This is a genomic window from Nitrosopumilus sp. b2 (assembly GCF_014078535.1).
Lineage (GTDB): Archaea > Thermoproteota > Nitrososphaeria > Nitrososphaerales > Nitrosopumilaceae > Nitrosopumilus > Nitrosopumilus piranensis.
The window spans coordinates 253,951-272,850 of sequence record NZ_MU078702.1; the positions used below are offsets into that span (position 1 = coordinate 253,951).

The 18,900-nt window shown below is 32.8% G+C and carries 17 protein-coding genes, 2 tRNA genes and 1 other RNA gene; 10 read left to right on the top strand and 10 right to left on the bottom strand.

From position 1 onward, the window contains the following. The first annotated feature begins 61 nt into the window (after nt 1–61). The 4 genes from C6989_RS01485 (at nt 62) to C6989_RS01500 (ending at nt 2,883) form a co-directional block, all read left to right on the top strand. Complete coding sequence (locus tag C6989_RS01485) at nt 62–1,213, top strand: site-2 protease family protein (protein WP_148702359.1); 1,152 nt, start codon at nt 62–64, stop codon at nt 1,211–1,213. A gap of 43 nt (nt 1,214–1,256) precedes the next feature. Next, on the top strand, nt 1,257–2,171 hold the full coding sequence (locus C6989_RS01490; protein ID WP_182126182.1) for a TIGR00269 family protein: 915 nt from the start codon (nt 1,257–1,259) through the stop codon (nt 2,169–2,171). Between the two features lie 34 nt (nt 2,172–2,205). Then, an RNA gene (gene ffs / locus C6989_RS01495) (signal recognition particle sRNA) lies at nt 2,206–2,519 on the top strand. Nucleotides 2,520–2,550: 31 nt separating this feature from the next. Continuing rightward, nucleotides 2,551–2,883 (top strand): DUF5655 domain-containing protein, encoded by a 333-nt coding sequence (locus C6989_RS01500; protein ID WP_182126183.1) that lies wholly within the window; start codon nt 2,551–2,553, stop codon nt 2,881–2,883. Here the strand turns inward: C6989_RS01500 and C6989_RS01505 are convergent. Continuing rightward, nucleotides 2,880–3,158, bottom strand: coding sequence for an acylphosphatase (locus C6989_RS01505; RefSeq protein WP_182126184.1), 279 nt, complete (start codon nt 3,156–3,158; stop codon nt 2,880–2,882). The genes C6989_RS01500 and C6989_RS01505 overlap by 4 nt on opposite strands. 49 nt (nt 3,159–3,207) lie before the next feature. Then, nucleotides 3,208–3,942, bottom strand: coding sequence for a 50S ribosomal protein L2 (locus C6989_RS01510; protein ID WP_182126185.1), 735 nt, complete (start codon nt 3,940–3,942; stop codon nt 3,208–3,210). A gap of 104 nt (nt 3,943–4,046) precedes the next feature. Between C6989_RS01510 and C6989_RS01515 the strand changes: the two genes are divergently transcribed. From C6989_RS01515 to gatE, 3 genes are read left to right on the top strand one after another with little or no spacing between them, the layout of a single operon-like run. Then, a complete protein-coding gene (locus C6989_RS01515) occupies nt 4,047–6,215 on the top strand; it encodes a CDC48 family AAA ATPase (protein WP_148702364.1) in 2,169 nt (722 codons plus the stop codon). A gap of 32 nt (nt 6,216–6,247) precedes the next feature. Then, nucleotides 6,248–7,537: a Glu-tRNA(Gln) amidotransferase subunit GatD gene (gene gatD, locus C6989_RS01520; protein ID WP_182126186.1), complete on the top strand. Its 1,290-nt coding sequence runs from the start codon at nt 6,248–6,250 to the stop codon at nt 7,535–7,537. A gap of 8 nt (nt 7,538–7,545) precedes the next feature. Next, nucleotides 7,546–9,450, top strand: a complete 1,905-nt coding sequence (gatE, locus tag C6989_RS01525) for a Glu-tRNA(Gln) amidotransferase subunit GatE (protein ID WP_182126187.1) — start codon at nt 7,546–7,548, stop codon at nt 9,448–9,450. A 3-nt stretch (nt 9,451–9,453) separates the two neighbouring features. On the opposite strand, the gene C6989_RS01530 is transcribed toward gatE, so the two are convergent. The 6 genes from C6989_RS01530 to C6989_RS01555 all read right to left on the bottom strand — a co-directional run bounded on the left by C6989_RS01530 (nt 9,454) and on the right by C6989_RS01555 (nt 15,047). Further along, nucleotides 9,454–9,538, bottom strand: a tRNA-Leu gene (locus C6989_RS01530). A gap of 236 nt (nt 9,539–9,774) precedes the next feature. Then, on the bottom strand, nt 9,775–10,308 hold the full coding sequence (locus C6989_RS01535; RefSeq protein WP_148702367.1) for a 5' nucleotidase, NT5C type: 534 nt from the start codon (nt 10,306–10,308) through the stop codon (nt 9,775–9,777). A 5-nt stretch (nt 10,309–10,313) separates the two neighbouring features. After that, nucleotides 10,314–11,399: a molecular chaperone DnaJ gene (gene dnaJ / locus C6989_RS01540; protein WP_182126188.1), complete on the bottom strand. Its 1,086-nt coding sequence runs from the start codon at nt 11,397–11,399 to the stop codon at nt 10,314–10,316. Between the two features lie 49 nt (nt 11,400–11,448). Further along, entirely contained in the window at nt 11,449–13,305 is a 1,857-nt protein-coding gene (gene dnaK, locus C6989_RS01545; protein ID WP_182126189.1) for a molecular chaperone DnaK, read from the bottom strand. Nucleotides 13,306–13,314: 9 nt separating this feature from the next. Beyond that, complete coding sequence (locus C6989_RS01550; RefSeq protein WP_148702370.1) at nt 13,315–13,872, bottom strand: nucleotide exchange factor GrpE; 558 nt, start codon at nt 13,870–13,872, stop codon at nt 13,315–13,317. A gap of 35 nt (nt 13,873–13,907) precedes the next feature. After that, nucleotides 13,908–15,047, bottom strand: coding sequence for a hypothetical protein (locus C6989_RS01555; RefSeq protein ID WP_182126190.1), 1,140 nt, complete (start codon nt 15,045–15,047; stop codon nt 13,908–13,910). A 64-nt stretch (nt 15,048–15,111) separates the two neighbouring features. Between C6989_RS01555 and C6989_RS01560 the strand changes: the two genes are divergently transcribed. The 3 genes from C6989_RS01560 (at nt 15,112) to C6989_RS01570 (ending at nt 17,074) form a co-directional block, all read left to right on the top strand. After that, nucleotides 15,112–16,140 (top strand): DUF354 domain-containing protein, encoded by a 1,029-nt coding sequence (locus C6989_RS01560; protein WP_182126191.1) that lies wholly within the window; start codon nt 15,112–15,114, stop codon nt 16,138–16,140. A gap of 54 nt (nt 16,141–16,194) precedes the next feature. Then, a tRNA-Gln gene (locus C6989_RS01565) sits at nt 16,195–16,267 on the top strand. 69 nt (nt 16,268–16,336) lie between these two features. Then, nucleotides 16,337–17,074 carry a Rossmann-fold NAD(P)-binding domain-containing protein gene (locus C6989_RS01570; RefSeq protein WP_182126192.1) on the top strand — a complete coding sequence of 246 codons (738 nt, stop codon included), beginning with the start codon at nt 16,337–16,339 and terminating at the stop codon, nt 17,072–17,074. Nucleotides 17,075–17,083: 9 nt separating this feature from the next. Here the strand turns inward: C6989_RS01570 and C6989_RS01575 are convergent, their stop codons facing one another. Both C6989_RS01575 and C6989_RS01580 read right to left on the bottom strand, forming a co-directional pair. Then, nucleotides 17,084–17,845, bottom strand: coding sequence for an ABC transporter permease (locus C6989_RS01575; protein WP_182126193.1), 762 nt, complete (start codon nt 17,843–17,845; stop codon nt 17,084–17,086). Further along, nucleotides 17,829–18,767, bottom strand: coding sequence for an ABC transporter ATP-binding protein (locus C6989_RS01580; protein WP_148702374.1), 939 nt, complete (start codon nt 18,765–18,767; stop codon nt 17,829–17,831). Before C6989_RS01580 ends, C6989_RS01575 begins: the two co-directional genes overlap by 17 nt. Nucleotides 18,768–18,900: the final 133 nt, after the last annotated feature.

Sequence of the window (18,900 nt, forward strand, 5' to 3'; positions counted from 1 at the left end):
AAAAATTACAATTAGTTTGGAACTTGATTTTATTACTCAAAATTCGATTATTTATGTATTAATGGCATGGGTCATTATTGTAATTGTTGCAAAGGGATTAAAATTAGAAAAACATGGTTTTGAAATAAAGGCATACAGTTTAACTTACAAAAATAAACAAGTTAATTCAGTACTGTTAAAACTTCTTAGTCGTACAAGAAGAGGAATTAGAGTTTTTGCAGATGTAAGTGTAATTTCAGGTTTTATCATGATGGGTTTTGCATTTTGGTTTTTGCTAAATAATGTTGCAAACTTTTTTGTTGCACAAACAGAATTCGCAGAATTAACAGTTCTTATTCCAGGAGTTACACTAACTTCAGCGGCATCAATTACATACTTTTTACTATCAATTCCAGTTGTACTCGTAATTCATGAAGGAGCACACGGTATTGTTGCAGCTTTAGAAAAAATTAAGATCAAAACAGGAGGTTTTGCCATATTTATCGCAATGTTTGCAGGTTTCGTAGAGCCCGATGAAGAAGAGTTCAACAAAGCAAAGAAGATTTCAAAACTCAGGGTAATTGGCGCAGGAGCTACATCAAATGTAATTTTTGCATTTGTGTTAGGAGCAATTTTGCTTACAAATCCATTTTTTGCAATGGTTTTACCTGAACCGCTATTGAGTGCATTTTATGAATTACCGGAAGGAGTTCTAATTCTTTCAATCATTGAGAATTCAGGGGCTGAACAAGCAGGATTGCTTGCAAATGACATCATTACATCAATCAACGATAAGCCGATTTTGAGTCCAGTTGATTTTCCCAGTTTGAATCCTGGAGATATGGCAAGTGTGTCAGTACTTAGAGATGGGCAACCTTTAGAATTTAATCTTGAAGTAATGCCAGCACCTGATGATCCAGAAAGAGGATTAATTGGAATTATGAGAGATAATTCATTTGCATACAAACCTGTAATGAATTTCATTGAATGGAATGATCCAAATGTTTCAATGTTTCTCTTATGGCTTTGGATGATATCATTTTTTATTGGAATAATCAACATGCTTCCATTACCAATTTTAGATGGCGGAAAATTCATTCATACAATAATTGATAAAAGAATTTCTGAAAAATCTGTAAATGGCGTAATGTGGGGAATCTATGCATTCACCTTTGTATTATTTGGCCTAAATATTGCCCTATCATATGTAAAGTCAGGTTGGTTCACAATATAGAAAATACCTAAAGAATCATTAATGAAAAAAAATATTTAAACTCATGAAATGTGACGGGTGTGAAAATTCAGCAGTTTACACTAGAAAATATTCTGGACAAAAACTCTGTTCAGAATGTTTCTCAAATTCCATTGTAAGAAAAACTGCAAAGACTATTTCCAAGCACAAAATGATTCAAAATGATGAACTGGTAGCAGTTGCAGTTTCAGGAGGAAAAGACTCCTTAGCACTCTTAAAAATCATTCATGAAATGTCATCTACTCATAATTTTAGAATCAAAGCAATTACTATTGATGAAGGAATTCCAGGATATAGAAATGAGGCATTAGAAATTGTAGAGAAGTTTTGTGGAGAATTGGGTGTAGAACACAAAATTTACTCTTACAAAGATCTTTTCGAATTAACACTTGATGAAGCATTAGATTTGAGGGAAAATGAAAAAACATCATCATGTTCAATTTGTGGAACTTTAAGAAGGAGGGCAATTGATCATGCTGCAAAAGATATTGGTGCAGATGTTATTGCAACTGGACATAATCTGGATGACACATTACAAACATTTGTCATAAATATGCTTTCAGGAGATACCAATAAGATTGGTTGGATGGATCCTGATACATCTTCAAATTCATTACGAAAAATAAAACCATTTTGTGAAATATACGAATCAGAAATAGTATTTTATGCATTTACAAACGACATACCATTTCAATCAGAACCTTGTCCTCACATGAATGAGGGAATAAGAACTGAAATTCGTGAATTTCTAAATTCATTAGAAAAGCAACATAGTGGAATTAAAAATAATTTGTATAAATCAGTTCTAAGAGTATCCAATATTGTAAAAGAATCAAACTATAAAGAAAAAATGAGTTGTAAGAAATGTGGTAGTGACTGTACTGGAAATGTATGCGTAGTTTGCAACATGGTTTTGAAACTAAAAGAAAACCAAACCTAATGCAAATATAACATACTTTGTTTTAGGAAAAATGGTAGTAGGTAGGATTAGGGTGCCAGCCGTGCCCTGTTCTGAAACCGGCTATATGCAGAGATCAGTAACTGTTGGGTAAATCTCTAGATGGGTAATTCCCGCTTGATGTGCGGAAATGAAATCACGCCGAGGCGGGTGGTTGCAGGACTAGAATTATCCGAAGGGATGACTTCTAAGACCGAACCATCGAAAGGGATGAGGTCCGGGAGGGAGCAATCCTAAGGTGGAGCATCCACGCTTCCTCGTCAACGTGGCGGATCTTGTATGCCTTGAAATGGGGCTATTCGTCTAGACTGGAACCAACAGATCTGCTACCATTTATTATTAAAATCAAATTTACAAGATCATGGAAGGAATTATTTCATTTGGCAATAAAAGAAGTTATGAGGAGTTTAAGAAACAAATTCCAACTCAGGTCTTGCCGCTTTTTGATTCAATTAGAGCATTTTGTTTATCCTTAGGAGAAAATGCGATAGAAGATGTCAGAATGCATAGAGTTGTTTTTTGTAAGTCAATGACATTTCGATGGTTTGCAGATGTTGAACCACAAAAAGAAGGAGTCGTTATAAAAATTCAAAAAAATAGAAAAGAGCCTACAAAAATCATCAATATCCATAAAGACCAAAAAATTTCAGAATTTGAAGATTTGATTAAAGAAGCATATAAAGAAATTCACTAATACAAAACATCAAACTTTGAAAATTCACCAGTATATTTTTCGTTTCTAATTTCCACATCTTCAACGATTGCATTTGCAGGACCACCATGAGCCCATTCAATCAAACGACTGATATTTTCTTCATCACCTTCTAAAACAGCCTCAACACGTCCATCTTTGAGATTTTTTACCCATCCAAAAACATCATTTTGAATTGCTCTTGTTTTCAATGTCTGACGAAAAAAAACACCTTGAACTCTACCAGTTACAAAAATCCTAATTCGTTGATTTGACATTTAACAGAGAGTTCTCGGAGCTATTAATCAATTTTAGGTTAAAGAAAAACTACTTTCTTTCTTTAATTCTGGCTCTACCAGTCTTTCTTGCAGCAATGCTTCCGACTTTAGCACCTGGAGGAGTATCTCTTGAAACAGTAGAACTTTGTCCAACATGTTGATGACGACCACCACCATGTGGGTGAACATAAGCTGCTTGAGCAACACCTCGAACTATTGGGTATTTCTTTCCCTTAGCTTTGAAGTTTCTCCATTTTCCTCCTGCACTCATAAATGGTCTTTCACTAGATCCACCTCCAGCTAGAGTTCCAATCATAGCTCTATTTTTTGGATTTAAAGTAGTGAATTTTCCAGAAGGAAGTTTAACAGTAACACCCTCATCACCATGAGAGAAAACAGTTGCATCAGTTCCTGCAGATTTAACAATTGCACCACCATCACCAAAGTGCTTTTCAATATTACATACAATAGTTCCATCAGGAATATTTTGAATGCTAATTACATTTCCTTTCTCAATTTTTGATTTTAATCCAAATTGTAAAGTAGTGCCTACTTTTGCCCCAAGAACTGCTGGAACAAACGATACAGACCCATCTTCAAATCTAACTTTAGCTAAAGGTGCTTCTCTACCACGCTCGTGAACAAGGTCAATAATCTCACCTGCATGTTGTTCAGATAGCGGAAAACGAGGATAGTTTGCTTTGGTTCCTACTTTGCCAGTAGAAGTAGATCTAAATTGATTTCCTCCACGGCCACGTCTTCTTACTAATGGTCTCTTACCCAAGCTGATCGTTTCCTACCTAAAGAGGATTTTAAGCTTGTGATTTTTACCTGTCATTTGAGAAAATTACCACAAAGGTATAAAAATTAGACAGAGGGCATTTGAGTATGAGCCAAAATGCCCTATCTCTAAAAGTTTTGGAAGCATACACTAGAGATGTTGGAAGAGGAGTAGCAAGAATTGATTATGATTCTATGGATACGTTAAATGCCTCAACAGGCGATGTTATAGAAATTAAAGGTAAGAGAAGAACAGTTGCAAAATGTCTTCCACTGTATCCATCTGATGAAGGAAAAGGGATTATCAGAATTGATGGACTTGGAAGAAATAATTCGGGTATTGCAATTGGAGACACAATTTCAGTTAGAAAAATCAAAGCAGTAGCTGCAGAAAAGGTAGTAGTTGCCCCATTAGAGGCAATTCCACCAATTGATGAAAGATACCTTGCAGATGCTTTAGAGAGTGTTCCTTTAATTAAAGGAGACAATGTAATGGTTCCATATTTTGGTGGACGTTTAACTTTTCAAGTAATCGGGGTCACACCAGCTGCTGATGCAGTTTTGATTACACAAAAGACAGTTTTCCATATTGCAGAAAAAGGAGAAACATTACGTGGAGTTCCACAAGTAACCTATGAAGACATTGGTGGTTTGACTGATGAGATAAAGAAAGTAAGAGAGATGATTGAACTTCCATTAAGACATCCAGAAATCTTTGAAAAATTAGGAATTGAAGCACCAAAAGGCGTATTATTGTATGGACCTCCAGGAACTGGTAAAACATTACTTGCTAAAGCTGTTGCAAATGAAAGTAATGCACATTTTATCAGCATTTCAGGTCCAGAGATAATGAGCAAGTTTTATGGTGAAAGTGAAGCAAGATTAAGAGAAATTTTCAAAGAGGCAAGAGAAAAAGCTCCTTCAATTATCTTCGTTGATGAAATAGATTCGATTGCGCCAAAAAGAGAAGAAGTTACTGGAGAAGTTGAAAGAAGAGTTGTTTCACAAATGTTATCCTTAATGGATGGGTTGGAGGCAAGAGGTAAAGTAATTGTAATTTCTGCCACAAACAGACCAAATGCAATTGATCCTGCACTTAGAAGACCAGGTAGATTTGACAGAGAAATTGAGATCAAAGTTCCAGATAAAAAAGGAAGAAAAGACATTCTTGCAATTCACAGTAGAAACATGCCATTATCTGATGATGTAAATATTGACAAGATCTCATCAGTTAGCCATGGATATGTTGGAGCAGATTTGGAATATCTATGTAAAGAGGCTGCGATGAAATGCTTGAGAAGATTATTGCCTATTCTAAATCTTGAGGAAGAAAAAATTCCACCTGAAACATTAGACAAACTAATTGTGAATCATGAAGACTTCCAAAAGGCATTGATTGAGGTAACACCATCTGGAATGAGAGAAGTATTCATTGAAAATCCAGATGTAAAGTGGGATGAAGTAGGTGGTTTAGAAGATGTAAAACGAGAATTACAGGAAGCAGTTGAATGGCCAATGAAGTATCCAGGTCTTTATGATAAATTAGGACATACCATGCCAAGAGGCATATTACTTCATGGTCCAAGTGGCACAGGTAAAACATTACTTGCTAAAGCTGTTGCAACACAAAGTGAAGCAAACTTTGTTTCTGTTAGAGGTCCAGAATTATTATCTAAATGGGTTGGGGAATCAGAAAGAGGAATTAGAGAGATTTTCAAAAGAGCAAGACAGTCTGCCCCATGTGTAATTTTCTTTGATGAAATAGATTCTATTGCGCCAATTAGAGGAGCAGGTGGTGAAACTGCAGTTACTGAAAGAGTTGTCAGTCAATTACTTACAGAGTTAGACGGAATGGAAAACATGCATGGAGTTGTTGTCTTGGCTGCAACAAATAGAGCAGATATGATCGATCCAGCTTTACTAAGACCAGGCAGATTTGACAAAATCATTCAAGTACCAAATCCAGATAAAGATAGCAGAAAACGTATCTTAGAAATTAATGCTGAAAAGATACCTATGGGAGATGATGTAGACATAGATAAGATTGCTGAAATTACAGATGGAATGAGTGGAGCTGACACTTCATCTATTGCAAATACTGCAGTTTCATTAGTTATTCATGAATACCTAGACAAACACCCAGACGTCAAAGACGTTGAAAAAAATAGTATTGATGCCAAGGTAACTATGAAACATTTTGAAGAGGCAGTAAAGAAAGTAAGAGAACAAAAAGACCTCAAGATGGGAGAAAAATTAGTTGCTTCCTATTACAGGTAGTTTTAATTAAATAACAAATCTAATTCTCATAAATGTCAGAATACAGAGGGTATGAAGCAAACTCGTTAGAATTTCTTAAAAAAAGTCAAGTCAAAGTAGGAGATTCAGTAAAAATTCTCACAGATATAACGTATTCAGGCATAATTATGCCAAGATACGAACATAGTGATGACAAGCATATTGTTTTGAAACTAAAGAGCGGATATAATGTGGGGTTAGAGATTGCAAAAATTAAGAAAGTTGAGAAAATTCAATCCTCAGAAAAAATTATTGATAAACCTGAAAAAATAAGCAAAATAGAAGGATTACCAAAAGTTTTGTTACTCTCAACAGGTGGAACAATTGCAAGTAAAGTAGACTATAGAACAGGAGCAGTTACTCCAATATTGACTGCTGAAGAATTAAACTCATCAGTTCCCGAACTTTCAAAAATTGCAAATATCGATACAGAAGTTTTGTTATCAGAATACTCTGAAAATATAATGCCAGAAAACTGGTTAGAAATTGCAAAAAAAATTAGTACTTATTCAAATTCAGATTATTCAGGAATTATTATTGCTCATGGAACTGATACAATGCATTACACGTCATCATTTCTTTCATTTGCACTAGCAGGATTTCCAATTCCAATTGTTTTAGTTGGATCACAAAGATCTTCAGATAGAGCATCATCTGATGCAGCATTAAATTTGATAGGCGCAACAAAATTCATCACAGAATGTAAAACAAAAGGTGTTTACATCATCATGCATAATGATGAAAATGACAATACTGTTGCATGCCATATTGGAACACGAGTTAGGAAAAATCATACTAGTAAACGAGGTGCATTTGAAACAATAGGAGATAATCCTGCATTCATAATTGCAGAAGAAAAAATTCAAAAAAATATGTCTAAAGAGTTCTATAAGACTCAGGAATTTCAACCAAAAATTAATCTAGATACAAAGATTGCGTTGGTAAAATATTATCCAGGATATGATCCAAAATTAATTGAACACATTATTGATAGTGGATACAAAGGAATAATCTTTGAAGGAACAGGATTAGGACATGTTGGAAGAGTAATGTATGATTCGGTAAAAAAAGCCAACGAAAAGGGAATGTTTCTAGGCATGACATCACAGTGTATTGACGGAAGAATAAGAATGACAGTATACGAGAGTGGGAGGGATCTTCTAAATTTAGGCATAATTCCTTTAGAAAATATGCTTCCAGAGGTAGCACTAGTAAAAGCAATGTGGGCCCTTGGAAACACTCAGAATATTGATGATGTAAAAGAAATTATGCTTGACAACATTGCATCTGAAATATCAATTTAGGAGAAAAAATGGCAGAATTTTCAATAGATGGATTGGGAGTTAAAGTAGGACTAGAGATTCATCAACAACTTGACACAAATAAAAAATTATTTTGTAATTGTACACCTATTGATACAGAGGAATATTCTATCAAATTTCAAAGGAAATTACGTGCGGCCAAAAGTGAATTAGGCGAATATGATCCTGCAGCACTATTTGAAAAATCAAAATCAAAAACTATAATGTATTTTGCAAATACAGAAAGTAGTTGTTTAGTTGAACAAGATGAAGAACCACCACATGAATTAGATGATGATGCAAAGAGAACTGCATTAATTATTGCATCATCTCTAAGTTCACAAGTATTTAGTGAAATATATCCAATGAGAAAAACTGTAGTAGATGGTTCAAACACTACAGGATTTCAACGTACAATGTTAATTTCACAAGGAGGTTCTTTTAATGTAGATGGGAAAAAAATTGGAATTCAATCTATTTGTCTTGAAGAAGATGCTGCAAAAATTTTAGGAGAAGAGGGTTCAATCAAGAAATATGGCTTAGAGCGTTTAGGAATTCCTCTAGTCGAGATTGCCACTGAACCATTTGAAGTAAAACCACATGAAATTAAAAAAATTGCATTGGCACTAGGAAGAATTCTGAGAAGCACTAAAAAAGTGATAAGAGGTTTGGGTTCAATTCGACAAGATGTAAATGTTTCAATTAAGGATGGGGGTGTTGTAATAGAAGTAAAGGGAGTTCAACAGCTTGATCAATTAGAAAAAGTGGTAGAATATGAGGCTAAAAGGCAACACGGATTATTAAAAATCTCAAAAAAATTACAAGAAATTGATTGTATTCACAACAATAATGATAGAAAAGACATTACAGAATTATTCAAAAAATGTAGTTCAAAAATTATTCAAAATGCCATAAAGAAAAATCAGAAAATATTTGGTATTGCATTTAGAGACATGGCAGGTATGTTTGGATATTCACCATACGAAGGAATTAGATTAGGAAAAGAAGTAGCAGAACTAGTACGATTTTTTGGAATAGGTGGAGTTTTTCATTCTGATGAGTTACCAAATTACGGTGTTGAAAATGAAGACATTGATGATTTGAAAATAATTTTAGAAATCAATGATAATGATGGGTTTCTGATTTTGGCAGCTCCAGAAGAGAAAATGGAGATAGTCACAGATCAGATAATTTTGAGAATCGAATACATTAGAAATGAAGGAATTCCAATCGATACAAGATTAGCAACTCAAAGTGGAGAAACTAAATTTCTGAGACCAAGACCAGGTGCAGCAAGAATGTATCCTGAAACAGATATTCCTCCAATAATAATTTCAAAAGCAGAATTAGATAATGCAATAGAAAATATTCCCAAATCATGGGATGATTCAATCAAAGATCTACAAACAAAATATCAACTAAATCTTCAATTATCAGAACAACTTTTTGATTCAAACTATTTTGAATTATTTGAAAGTATAATTGGGAAAACCAAAGTAAGCCCAACATTTGTAGCATCAATATTATGTTCAACTATAACAAATTTAGAAAGAAGTGGATTAGATTCAAAATTATTAAAAAACAAAGAAATAGAAAAAACATTTCAATTTTTGGAAGAAGGAATAATTACTAAAGAATCAGTTGAAATTATTTTTGAAAACATTATGAACGGAAAGTCTCAGACAATAGAAGAGGCAATGAAAAATGCTTCAATTGAAACTGTGGATGAGTCAGAATTAGAGGTATTTTGTCATCAAATTGTTGAAAATAATCAGGAAATTATAAAAAATCAAAAAGAAAGAGCAATTGGACCTCTAATGGGAATTGCAATGAAGGAATTAAGAGGTAAAGCATCTGGAGAAACAATCAACAAACTTCTTTTAAAAAATATCAAAAACAAATTAGAAAATAACTAATTATGCGGGAGATGGGATTTGAACCCACGAACTCCTAAAAGATAAGGATCTGAACCTTACGCCGTTGGCCAAGCTGGGCGACTCCCGCATTGTGAATTTTTGAAATCTAGAATAAGTTTCTTTATTATACTGAAAGTATAACATCTATCAATCCAAAATGGGAATAGAATTCAAAGAAGTTTATTGTATAAACTGTAAAAAAATACTAGGACGTTATAACGTTAAATTTTATGACGATGATAAAATTTCAGAGTTGTTAAAGACAACTCATTCTACTCATGTCAGAAAAGGGCATCAGATAAATATCAAAAAATTTGTAAAAGATTAATTTAATTTTTTAATTGCTTCAGAAAGATTTGAAATTCTGTGAACAGTATTTTCAGCAATATGTTGATTCCATGGTTGAGAATAAAGAATTACATTTTTGTTATTTTCTAGAAATTTTAATGCATTTAATGGCGAATCATCAATAAAAACATCATAATCTAAATTAGCTTTCATGGGACCATCAACTACTGAAATATAGTTATCATAAGAGATGTTGTGATGTTCTAACCAATTCTTCACAAAAGAATCAGTCGAACGTTCTCTTGCAGTTACAATATCTACTTGACCAATATCAGAGAGATTTTTTGTAACTGTTGCCAAATTTTCTTCAGTAGGTGGGATTGAAGTCCAATTTTCCCAACAGGAGTTTAATTCAGAATAAAAGTCATAACGATCAATTTCAAATTTTTTCCAAAAATCCCAATCAGTAATCTGGTGCTTTAAAATCTCTTGTCTGACTGAATTGTTGTGATTTAACCATGACTGGATAACATCAGCAAGTACACCATCTACATCTAATGCGATTTTCATATTATTTAGTCAATAGTTTGTTTAAATTCATCAAGGAGATTTTTTTGATGTTTACTAAGTTTTTTAGGAATGTTTACAACAATTCTAACATACTGATCTCCTCTACCTCTAGAATTGATATGAGGCACGCCTTTTCCTTTTAGTTTGATAATTGTGTTTGGTTGACTTCCAGAATCAACCTTAATTTTTTCTGTTCCTTCTAAGGTTGGAACAACTACTTCGCATCCTAACGCTGCATCAACCATTGAAATATCTTGATCATAGAAAATATCTTTTCCATCTCTATTGAATTTTGGATGAGGTTGTACTCTCACTCTAACAATTAGATCACCATTAGAACCTCCAGGCACTTCATTTCCTTCATTAGGTACAGTATAATCACCTGAATCAATTCCAGGTGGAATATCAAATGTAACTTTTTTTGAACCTTTTTTCTTTCCTTGACCTTTACAATCACCACATGGTGTTTCAATAAGTGAGCCTTGGCCTCTACAGGTAGAACAGGGTGCCGCAGTAACAAATGAAGCAAATCCCATATTACGAGTTTGTCTTACTTGACCTTGTCCATTACATGAGGAACATGTCTTTTTATCGGTACCAGGTTTACAACCCGAGCTACTACAGGTGTCACATTGAATTTGTTTTTGTAATTCAATTTCCATTTGTTTGCCATGTAAAACATCTTCTAGTGTGACGGATGTTTGATATAGAATATCAGAACCTCGTTCTTGACCAAATCCAAATCCACCACCTCCACGACCAAAGATTGATTCAAAAATAGAATCGAATCCGCCACCTCCACGACCAAAGATATCGCTAAAGTCTCCACGTGCACCTTGAAATATATCTTCACTAGAATATCTTCCATCTACACCTGCATGTCCGTGTTGATCGTATAGTTGTTTTTTTTCAGGATCAGAAAGGACTGCATATGCTTCAGATATTTCCTTAAAATGTTCTGCAGCTTCAGAAGATTGATTTCTATCAGGATGGAATTTTAATGCTAATTTTCTATATTGTTTTTTAATTTCATCATTTGAAGATGATTTAGATACTCCTAAAACTTCATAATAATCTCTTTTTGCAGACATGAATCATTCCTTTATTCTAATTGATGTATAAATGGTTGAGTTATGAAAATTAGTTAGTTTTTGTTTCATCATTTGAAGATGAGTTAGTTGTTTGTCCATCAGCACCTTGTTGTCCATCAGCACCTTGTTGTCCATCAGCACCAGGTGGTGGGGCTGCATTTTTGTATAGTTCTGTAGTCACTTCATTTACTAGAGATTGTAAGGCTTCAAGTTTTGGTTTTAATTCTTCAGGTTCTTTATCTAAAACTTCTTTTACTTCTTTGACAGCATCAGTAATTTTAATTCCTTGTTCTTGAGAAATTTTGTCTTTTAGATCATGATTAACTAATTTTTCAGTAGTGTAAATGTAACTTTCTGCTTCATTTTTAAGATCAATCTTTTCTTTCTTCTTTTTATCTTCCTCAGAGAATTTTTCAGCATCTTCCTTTAATTTTTCAATTTCTTCTTCAGAAAGCTTTGTTTTTGTTTCAATAGTAATTTTTGCTTCTTTTTGGGTTCCAAGATCTTTTGCAGTAACATTTATGATTCCATTTGCATCAATATCAAATTTTACTTCAATTTGAGGTACTCCTCTTGGAGCAGGAGGCAAATCTGTAAGATTAAAGCTGCCTAATGATACATTATCTGTGGCCATAGGTCTTTCACCTTGTACGACATGAATAGTTACGGCTGTCTGATTATCAGCTGCAGTTGTAAACACTTTACTTTTTGATGTAGGAATGGTAGTGTTTCTTTCAATTAATGGTTCTCGAACACCACCTAGAGTTTCAATTCCCAAAGTTAATGGGGTTACATCTAGTAGAACTATATCACTAGTAACATCTCCAGCAATAATTCCTGCTTGGATAGCAGCACCCATTGCAACTGCTTCCATAGGATCAACACCAGATTCAACTTCTTTTCCTATAACGTCACTAACAAATTTTTTAACTAGTGGAATTCTTGTAGGTCCGCCAATCATGACTATTTTATCAATATCAGAAGTTGAGAGCTTTGCATCTTCAAGTGATTTTTGTATTGAAGGTTTACATCGATCAACTATAGGTCTGATTAATTCATCTAATTTAGATCTGGTTAATCTTAATTCAAGATTCTTTGCACCAGATGATGGATCATGTGCGATAAATGGTAAATTAATATCAGTTTCCATAACAGTAGATAATTCAATTTTTGCTTTTTCTGCAGCTTCTCTTATTCTTGTCATTGCAGTTGTGTCTTGAGAAAGATCAACTCCTTCTTTTTTCTTGAATTCATCAACAACATAATCAATCAAAACTTTATCCATATCAGTTCCACCTAGTTGAGTATCTCCAGAGGTACTCATTACTTCAAAAACACCACCTCCCATTTCCATGATGGTAACATCTAATGTTCCACCACCAAAATCAAATACAAGAATCTTCATGTCTTCTTTTGCTTTATCTAGTCCAAATGCTAAGGATGCTGCAGTTGGTTCATTAATTATTCTAACAACATCAAGCCCAGCAATTGTTCCTGCATCTTTGGTTGCTTGACGTTGATTATCATCAAAATATGCTGGAACTGTGATAACTGCTTTTTCTACAGATTCACCAACAAATGCTTCAGCATCTTTTTTTATTTTTTGTAGAATGAATGAAGAGATTTGTTGAGGTTTGTATTCTTTATCTTGAATTTTAAATGTGTAATCAGAACCCATTTTTCGTTTTGCTGCAACAATAGTATTATCAGGATTCGTAACAGCTTGCCTACGAGCAGGCTCACCTACTAAAAGATCACCTTCTTTTGAAAAAGCTACTACTGATGGAAATGCTTTTCCAGCTGCAGTTTGACCTTCAGCAGCAGGAATTATTGTTGGTTTTCCACCCATCATTACTGCAGCAGCAGAGTTACTCGTTCCTAAATCGATACCTATTACTTTAGTCATTTTTAATCATCATCCTTTTTTTGAAATTTCTACTAATGTTGGTCTTATAACCCTCTTTTGAGAAATATATCCCTTCCTGATCTCTTTGATAATGGTATTATCATCTAAATCAGGATCAGTAATAATTGAAATTGCTTCATGAAGATTTGGATCAAAAATTTCCCCTAATGCATCAATTGGAGCTACTTCATATTTTTTCAATAAAGAGTCCATATTTTTTAAAATTGAATCAAGTCCTTCAGTATTAATTTTATTTTCAGAAAAGACATCTCTTGCACGAATAAAATCATCATAGATTTTTAGAAAATCCAATAGAAATTCATCGACTCTAGCATTAACACCATTTTCAATATCAGATTGTGTTTTTCTAGAAAGGTTTTGAAAATCTGCTAAAATATGTTTTAATTTTTCTTCACATTCAGAAGTTTTTTGTTTTTCTGCATCTAACAACTCTGATAAATTTTCTTTCACAGGTTCTGAAAATTCTGATTCCTCAACAGGTTCATCAGTTTCATTCTCAGAAACAACATTTACAGTGATTTCATCAGATTCATCATCATTAGACAATTCAAACAAAATACTAGTTTAGCTAATTTATACTATTATTGAATTGTTTCGCATAAAGGATTTGCTTTGACAATAATCAAATCAGTATCTTGTTTAGTTTTTTCAATCCTTGTAAAATCAGATTTTGAACAAGCCACAACAATTGTTGTCTTATCACTGTGAAATAGATCAAAGTTTGGATCTTCATATGCCTCAACATCACCAATATAATCACGTAGTCTTGAAGTCAAATTTTGAAGCATTTCAATTTTATCCCCACGCATTGAATGTTGATCAAGTGTCCAAGATAATGCAATCTTAGTTCTACTAGCTTTAAGATCATTTTTCTTTAATGTTGCACGTATTTCATCAATCAATCGTTTAATGTAACCATCAATTCCCTTTACACTTCCATTAATTAGATACATGAGTGTGTTGGCACCCTCAAAAGATGAACCTAAGGATTTAAGATCTAATAAACCACCAACCATATCATCAAGGAATATTTCTTGAAAATCGTCTGAAGACAGATCATTTTTAGTGATTTCATCTTGTGCATATTTACAAACTTCTAATACACTACACAAACTTGAAAATCTTGAGAGGATATTTATTGCATGAAAATGCTCAGAAGATGAAATTGCAACAAAGTTTTTTTCTTTTTTTCCAATAGTTAACAAATCAGATAGTACTGAGTCTTTTTTACCATTGAAAGAACCAACGATTTTTGGTTGTTGATCAGTACTTTCTAAAGGATAATAAAAATATGAAATATCTTTTCCGACTTGAAGCCCTGTAACATGCTCAAGTAAAGAAATATTTTCATTATTTCCACCAAATCCTGTTGGCAAAGTAAAAACAACAGAACTTTTTTTCTTTAAAGACGCAGTAGCATCCTTGAATTTTGAATGAATTTCAGTTTTGATATCTTGACCAGTTTTTCTGATTCGGGGAGTAAAAAACAGATATTGAGCTTTTGATATTGCTACATCAATTGGCTCCATAGCTAGTAATGGTTCATCTTCTTTTAGAGACGAAACATTAGGATAAGTTTTAGCAATTTCTGCTTTTAGCGAAATTGCAGATGGTGTTGATTCATCAATAATGTAAACATCAGCTCCTTTAATGGCCATTTGGGATGCAATAGCATATCCTTCTGTACTAAGCCCATAAACAACAACTTTTGTTCCCCCCATTACACTAAAGCTTAGGATTAGACTAAGAAAAACTTATTGAACTAACTTCAGCTATGGAAATTACTTGAAAATATGGATAGATATTCTAACTCCAAAGCAATTATTGTTTTCAGAAGCAATTATTGAAAAATTAGGGAAAAAACACCAAATTCTTTGTACTTCTAGAGAATATGAAGAAGTTACAAAATTGGCCAAAATACGTGATTTTAGGCTTGTTTTAGTTGGGAAACATGGTGGAGGAGAAAAGGAAACTAAACTTAAAGCAAGTATTGAAAGAATAGAAAAATTATCTAGTAAAATAAAGTCATTTTCACCAGATCTTGTAATTAGTTTTTGTTCGCCTGAGGCAGCAAGGATTTCATTTGGATTAGGGATTAAACATATTGCATTTTGTGATTCCCCACATGCCAATGCAGTAATGAGATTAACATTACCACTGATTCAAAAATTGTTAATTCCAAAAATCATTCCAAAAAATAAATTTTCTAAATACGGAATTGATCAAAAAAATATCATTCAATATAACGCAATAGATGCATATGTTACAATAAAAAGAAAAATAGCAGAAGAATCGGCATCACCATTTACAAAAAAGAATAGAAAAAAGATTTTGATAAGAATAGAAGAAGAAGAAGCATCATATGTAACAAAATCAAATAAAGTCATTCCCATAATAAAAAAAATTCTAAAAGAATTTGAGAATGAAAATGTTGTAGTTTTAGGCAGATATCCAAAACAAATTAAAAATATTCAAAAAAATATAGGTAACAAAATAAAAATTGTAAAAATGACATTTGATGGAAAGCAATTATTGAGAAATACAGATGTATTCATAGGTTCTGGAGGTACCATGACTGCAGAATCTGCTTTGATGGGAATTCCAACAATAGCATATAATGCAGTTCCAAATTTAATAGAGAATTTTTTAGTAAGAAAAAATTTGATAAAAAGAGAAACAGATCCAAATAAAATTTCTAATAATATAAAAAAAATTTTCAAATCAACAAATACAATTCATCAAAAAAGGGCAAAAAGGATTTCAGAAAAAATGGAAGATCCTATTGAAAAATTAATAGAAAGTATTAGAAATTAACCTGTCATATTCAATTAAAAAGTTCATTAAGGGAGTGAGCGTGTTCGATTTAGCAGCCCGATAGTGTAGAGGTCAAGCATATGGGCCTTTGGAGCCCGTGACGGCAGTTCGAATCTGCCTCGGGCTATTTTATTTAAAAAAATGATGAAATTATAACAAGAATATAACATGGAATGTTTTTCTCAAAATAAGAACAATGCCAGATATAGTATTAGGAATGGGAGAAGTTGGTGAAACCCTATTTGGATTACTTGACGAAAGAGGTTTTGATTGTGTTGGGATTGATATAGAATCTTCAAAATGCAAAAACTATTCAGAAAACGACATAATTAAAAATCCAGAATATCTTCATGTTTGCCTACCAGGAGAGTTAACTGAATTTATAGAAATTACTTTAGGTTGGATTCCAAAGTTAAAAGATCTAAAAGCAATAGTTGTTCATTCTACTGTTAGGCCGGGCACTACAAAAAAAATTCAAGAAAAATCTAGTATTCCAATTTTATTTTCGCCAGTTCGTGGTGTTCATAGAAGATTCTTAGATGACATTAAAAAATATACAAAATTTATCGCTTCAGATTACAATAGAATTAATTCTGAAATTAAATCAGATTTAGAAAAAAGATTTCAAAAGGTTGATTGGATGTCGACTACAAAAACAGGCGAGCTTGCAAAAATCTTAGTCGATACATCATATTACGGATGGTTGATTAATTATGCACAAATGACAAAAATGATTTGTGAAAAAGAAGGCATAGACTTTGATGAAATGTGGAAATTTGCGGATGAGATACATGAAAACTTAGGAAACAGGCCAAAGATGTATCCAGGGATTATTGGAGGACATTGTGTGATACCAAATTTGAGTTTAATTGAATATGAAGATCTAGACATAATTAAAAAAATTAATGAAATGTATGAGAAATTTAAAAAATGATTTTATTTTCTAAAAATCCAATTTGGTTAGAAGTTTTGATGCGATAACAAAAAGTACTGAAGCAATTCCAACAAGTACAAACATTTCAATAATTACAAAATCAGTAATGTTTCCAAAAATTCCTGCTCGAATTATATCTACTAGATAAGTTAAGGGGTTTAGGTAAAAGGCAGTACGTAATGGTTCTGGAACATTTTCTGCAGGATAAAATGCTGAACTAACAAATGCAAAAAACAGAAAAACGGTATTAATTATTACATTAAACCCTTCACTAGAGCGCAATCTAGTTGAGATTATAGATGCTAATGATCCAAATAAAACAGAGCCAGTAATAGCACCAAAAACAATCACAGGAATGGTAATTATTGAAAATTCTATAGATTCAAAAAATACAGGATAGCCTACTAAAGCGATCAAAGAAGCACTAACTAAACCAATTATGCCTATAGTGCAGATATTACTGAGAATGTAATGACTTCTTGTAAATGGACCGGACATGATTTGTTCAAACATTCCATGTCTCCTATCATTCCAGATTATGATTCCTGAGACAAGCGTACTGTTCATTATGTTAAATCCAATCATACCAGATGCAAGAAATGCTGGATAGTCAAGGTCCTTTCCACCAAATGGTACATGTTGAATTAACGGAGCATATGCAAAACCTGCTACAAAAATATAGATCAAGGGAAAAATTACCTGCCAAATTAAAAATCCAGGATTTAGAGAAATTGTAATGTTTCTGTTTACAAGTCTAATTATTGGATGCATTTTCTCTCACCATTTTTAAGAATATTTCTTCAAGATTTGTAGGAACTGCAGATAAATCTTCTATCTCAATTTCATTATCATTTAATATTTTCAAAACTTTTAACAAAACTAATTCAGATTGTTCAGAATGGATAACAATATTTGTTCCAGATTCAAAATTTATTTTACAATCAGAAATTCCATTTAATAAATTAGAAATTTTAGGATTTTTTTCTAATAAATGAATTTTAATAGTTTTTTCTTTTCCAAATTTGTTTTTTAGTGCTTCGGGAGAATCAACAGTAATAATTTTTCCTTTATCAAGAATTGCAATCTCATCACAAAGATATTCAGCCTCTGTTAAAATATGAGTTGTATAAAATATTGTCAAACCAGTTTTGACTTTATTTTTTAAATAATCTAACAACTTTCGTCTAGCACTAGGATCCAATCCTACTGTAGGTTCATCTAAAAATAACAAATCCATGTCATGCATGAATTCTCGTGCAACCTGTACTCTTCTTCGTTGACCAATAGAAAGATCTTCATTTCTTTTCTTTCTAATTTCAACTAGATCAAAATCTTGTAAAAGTTGTTCCATTCTTTTTTTACGTTCAGTTTTTGTAACATTCCACATCATCCCATATTTGTCGAGTGATTTTTCAACTGACAGAGTGGGTTCGTAACTTGGTTGTTGTAAGACTACTCCAATTTTGTGGCGTATTTCTAATGGGTTTTTTATTGCATCAATCCCCAATATTGTGAGGGAGCCATTTGATGGAGGAATTAAAGTAGTGAGTAATTTGATGGTAGTTGATTTTCCTGCTCCATTTGGGCCTAAAAATCCAAAAACCTGTCCAGGTTTTACTGATAAAACTATATCATCTACAGCTTTGATTGAACCATATAATTTGGACAAATGGCTAACATCAATACAGGACATATTGAAACTGCGATCATCCTACTAATTTAGTTAATCAGTTGTTTCATCATAGATTTTGTTGTAGTTTGACAAATTAAGAGACAATATATTCAAAACAAAAAAAATTTAGAATTATTGATGTGTAATTGACAGT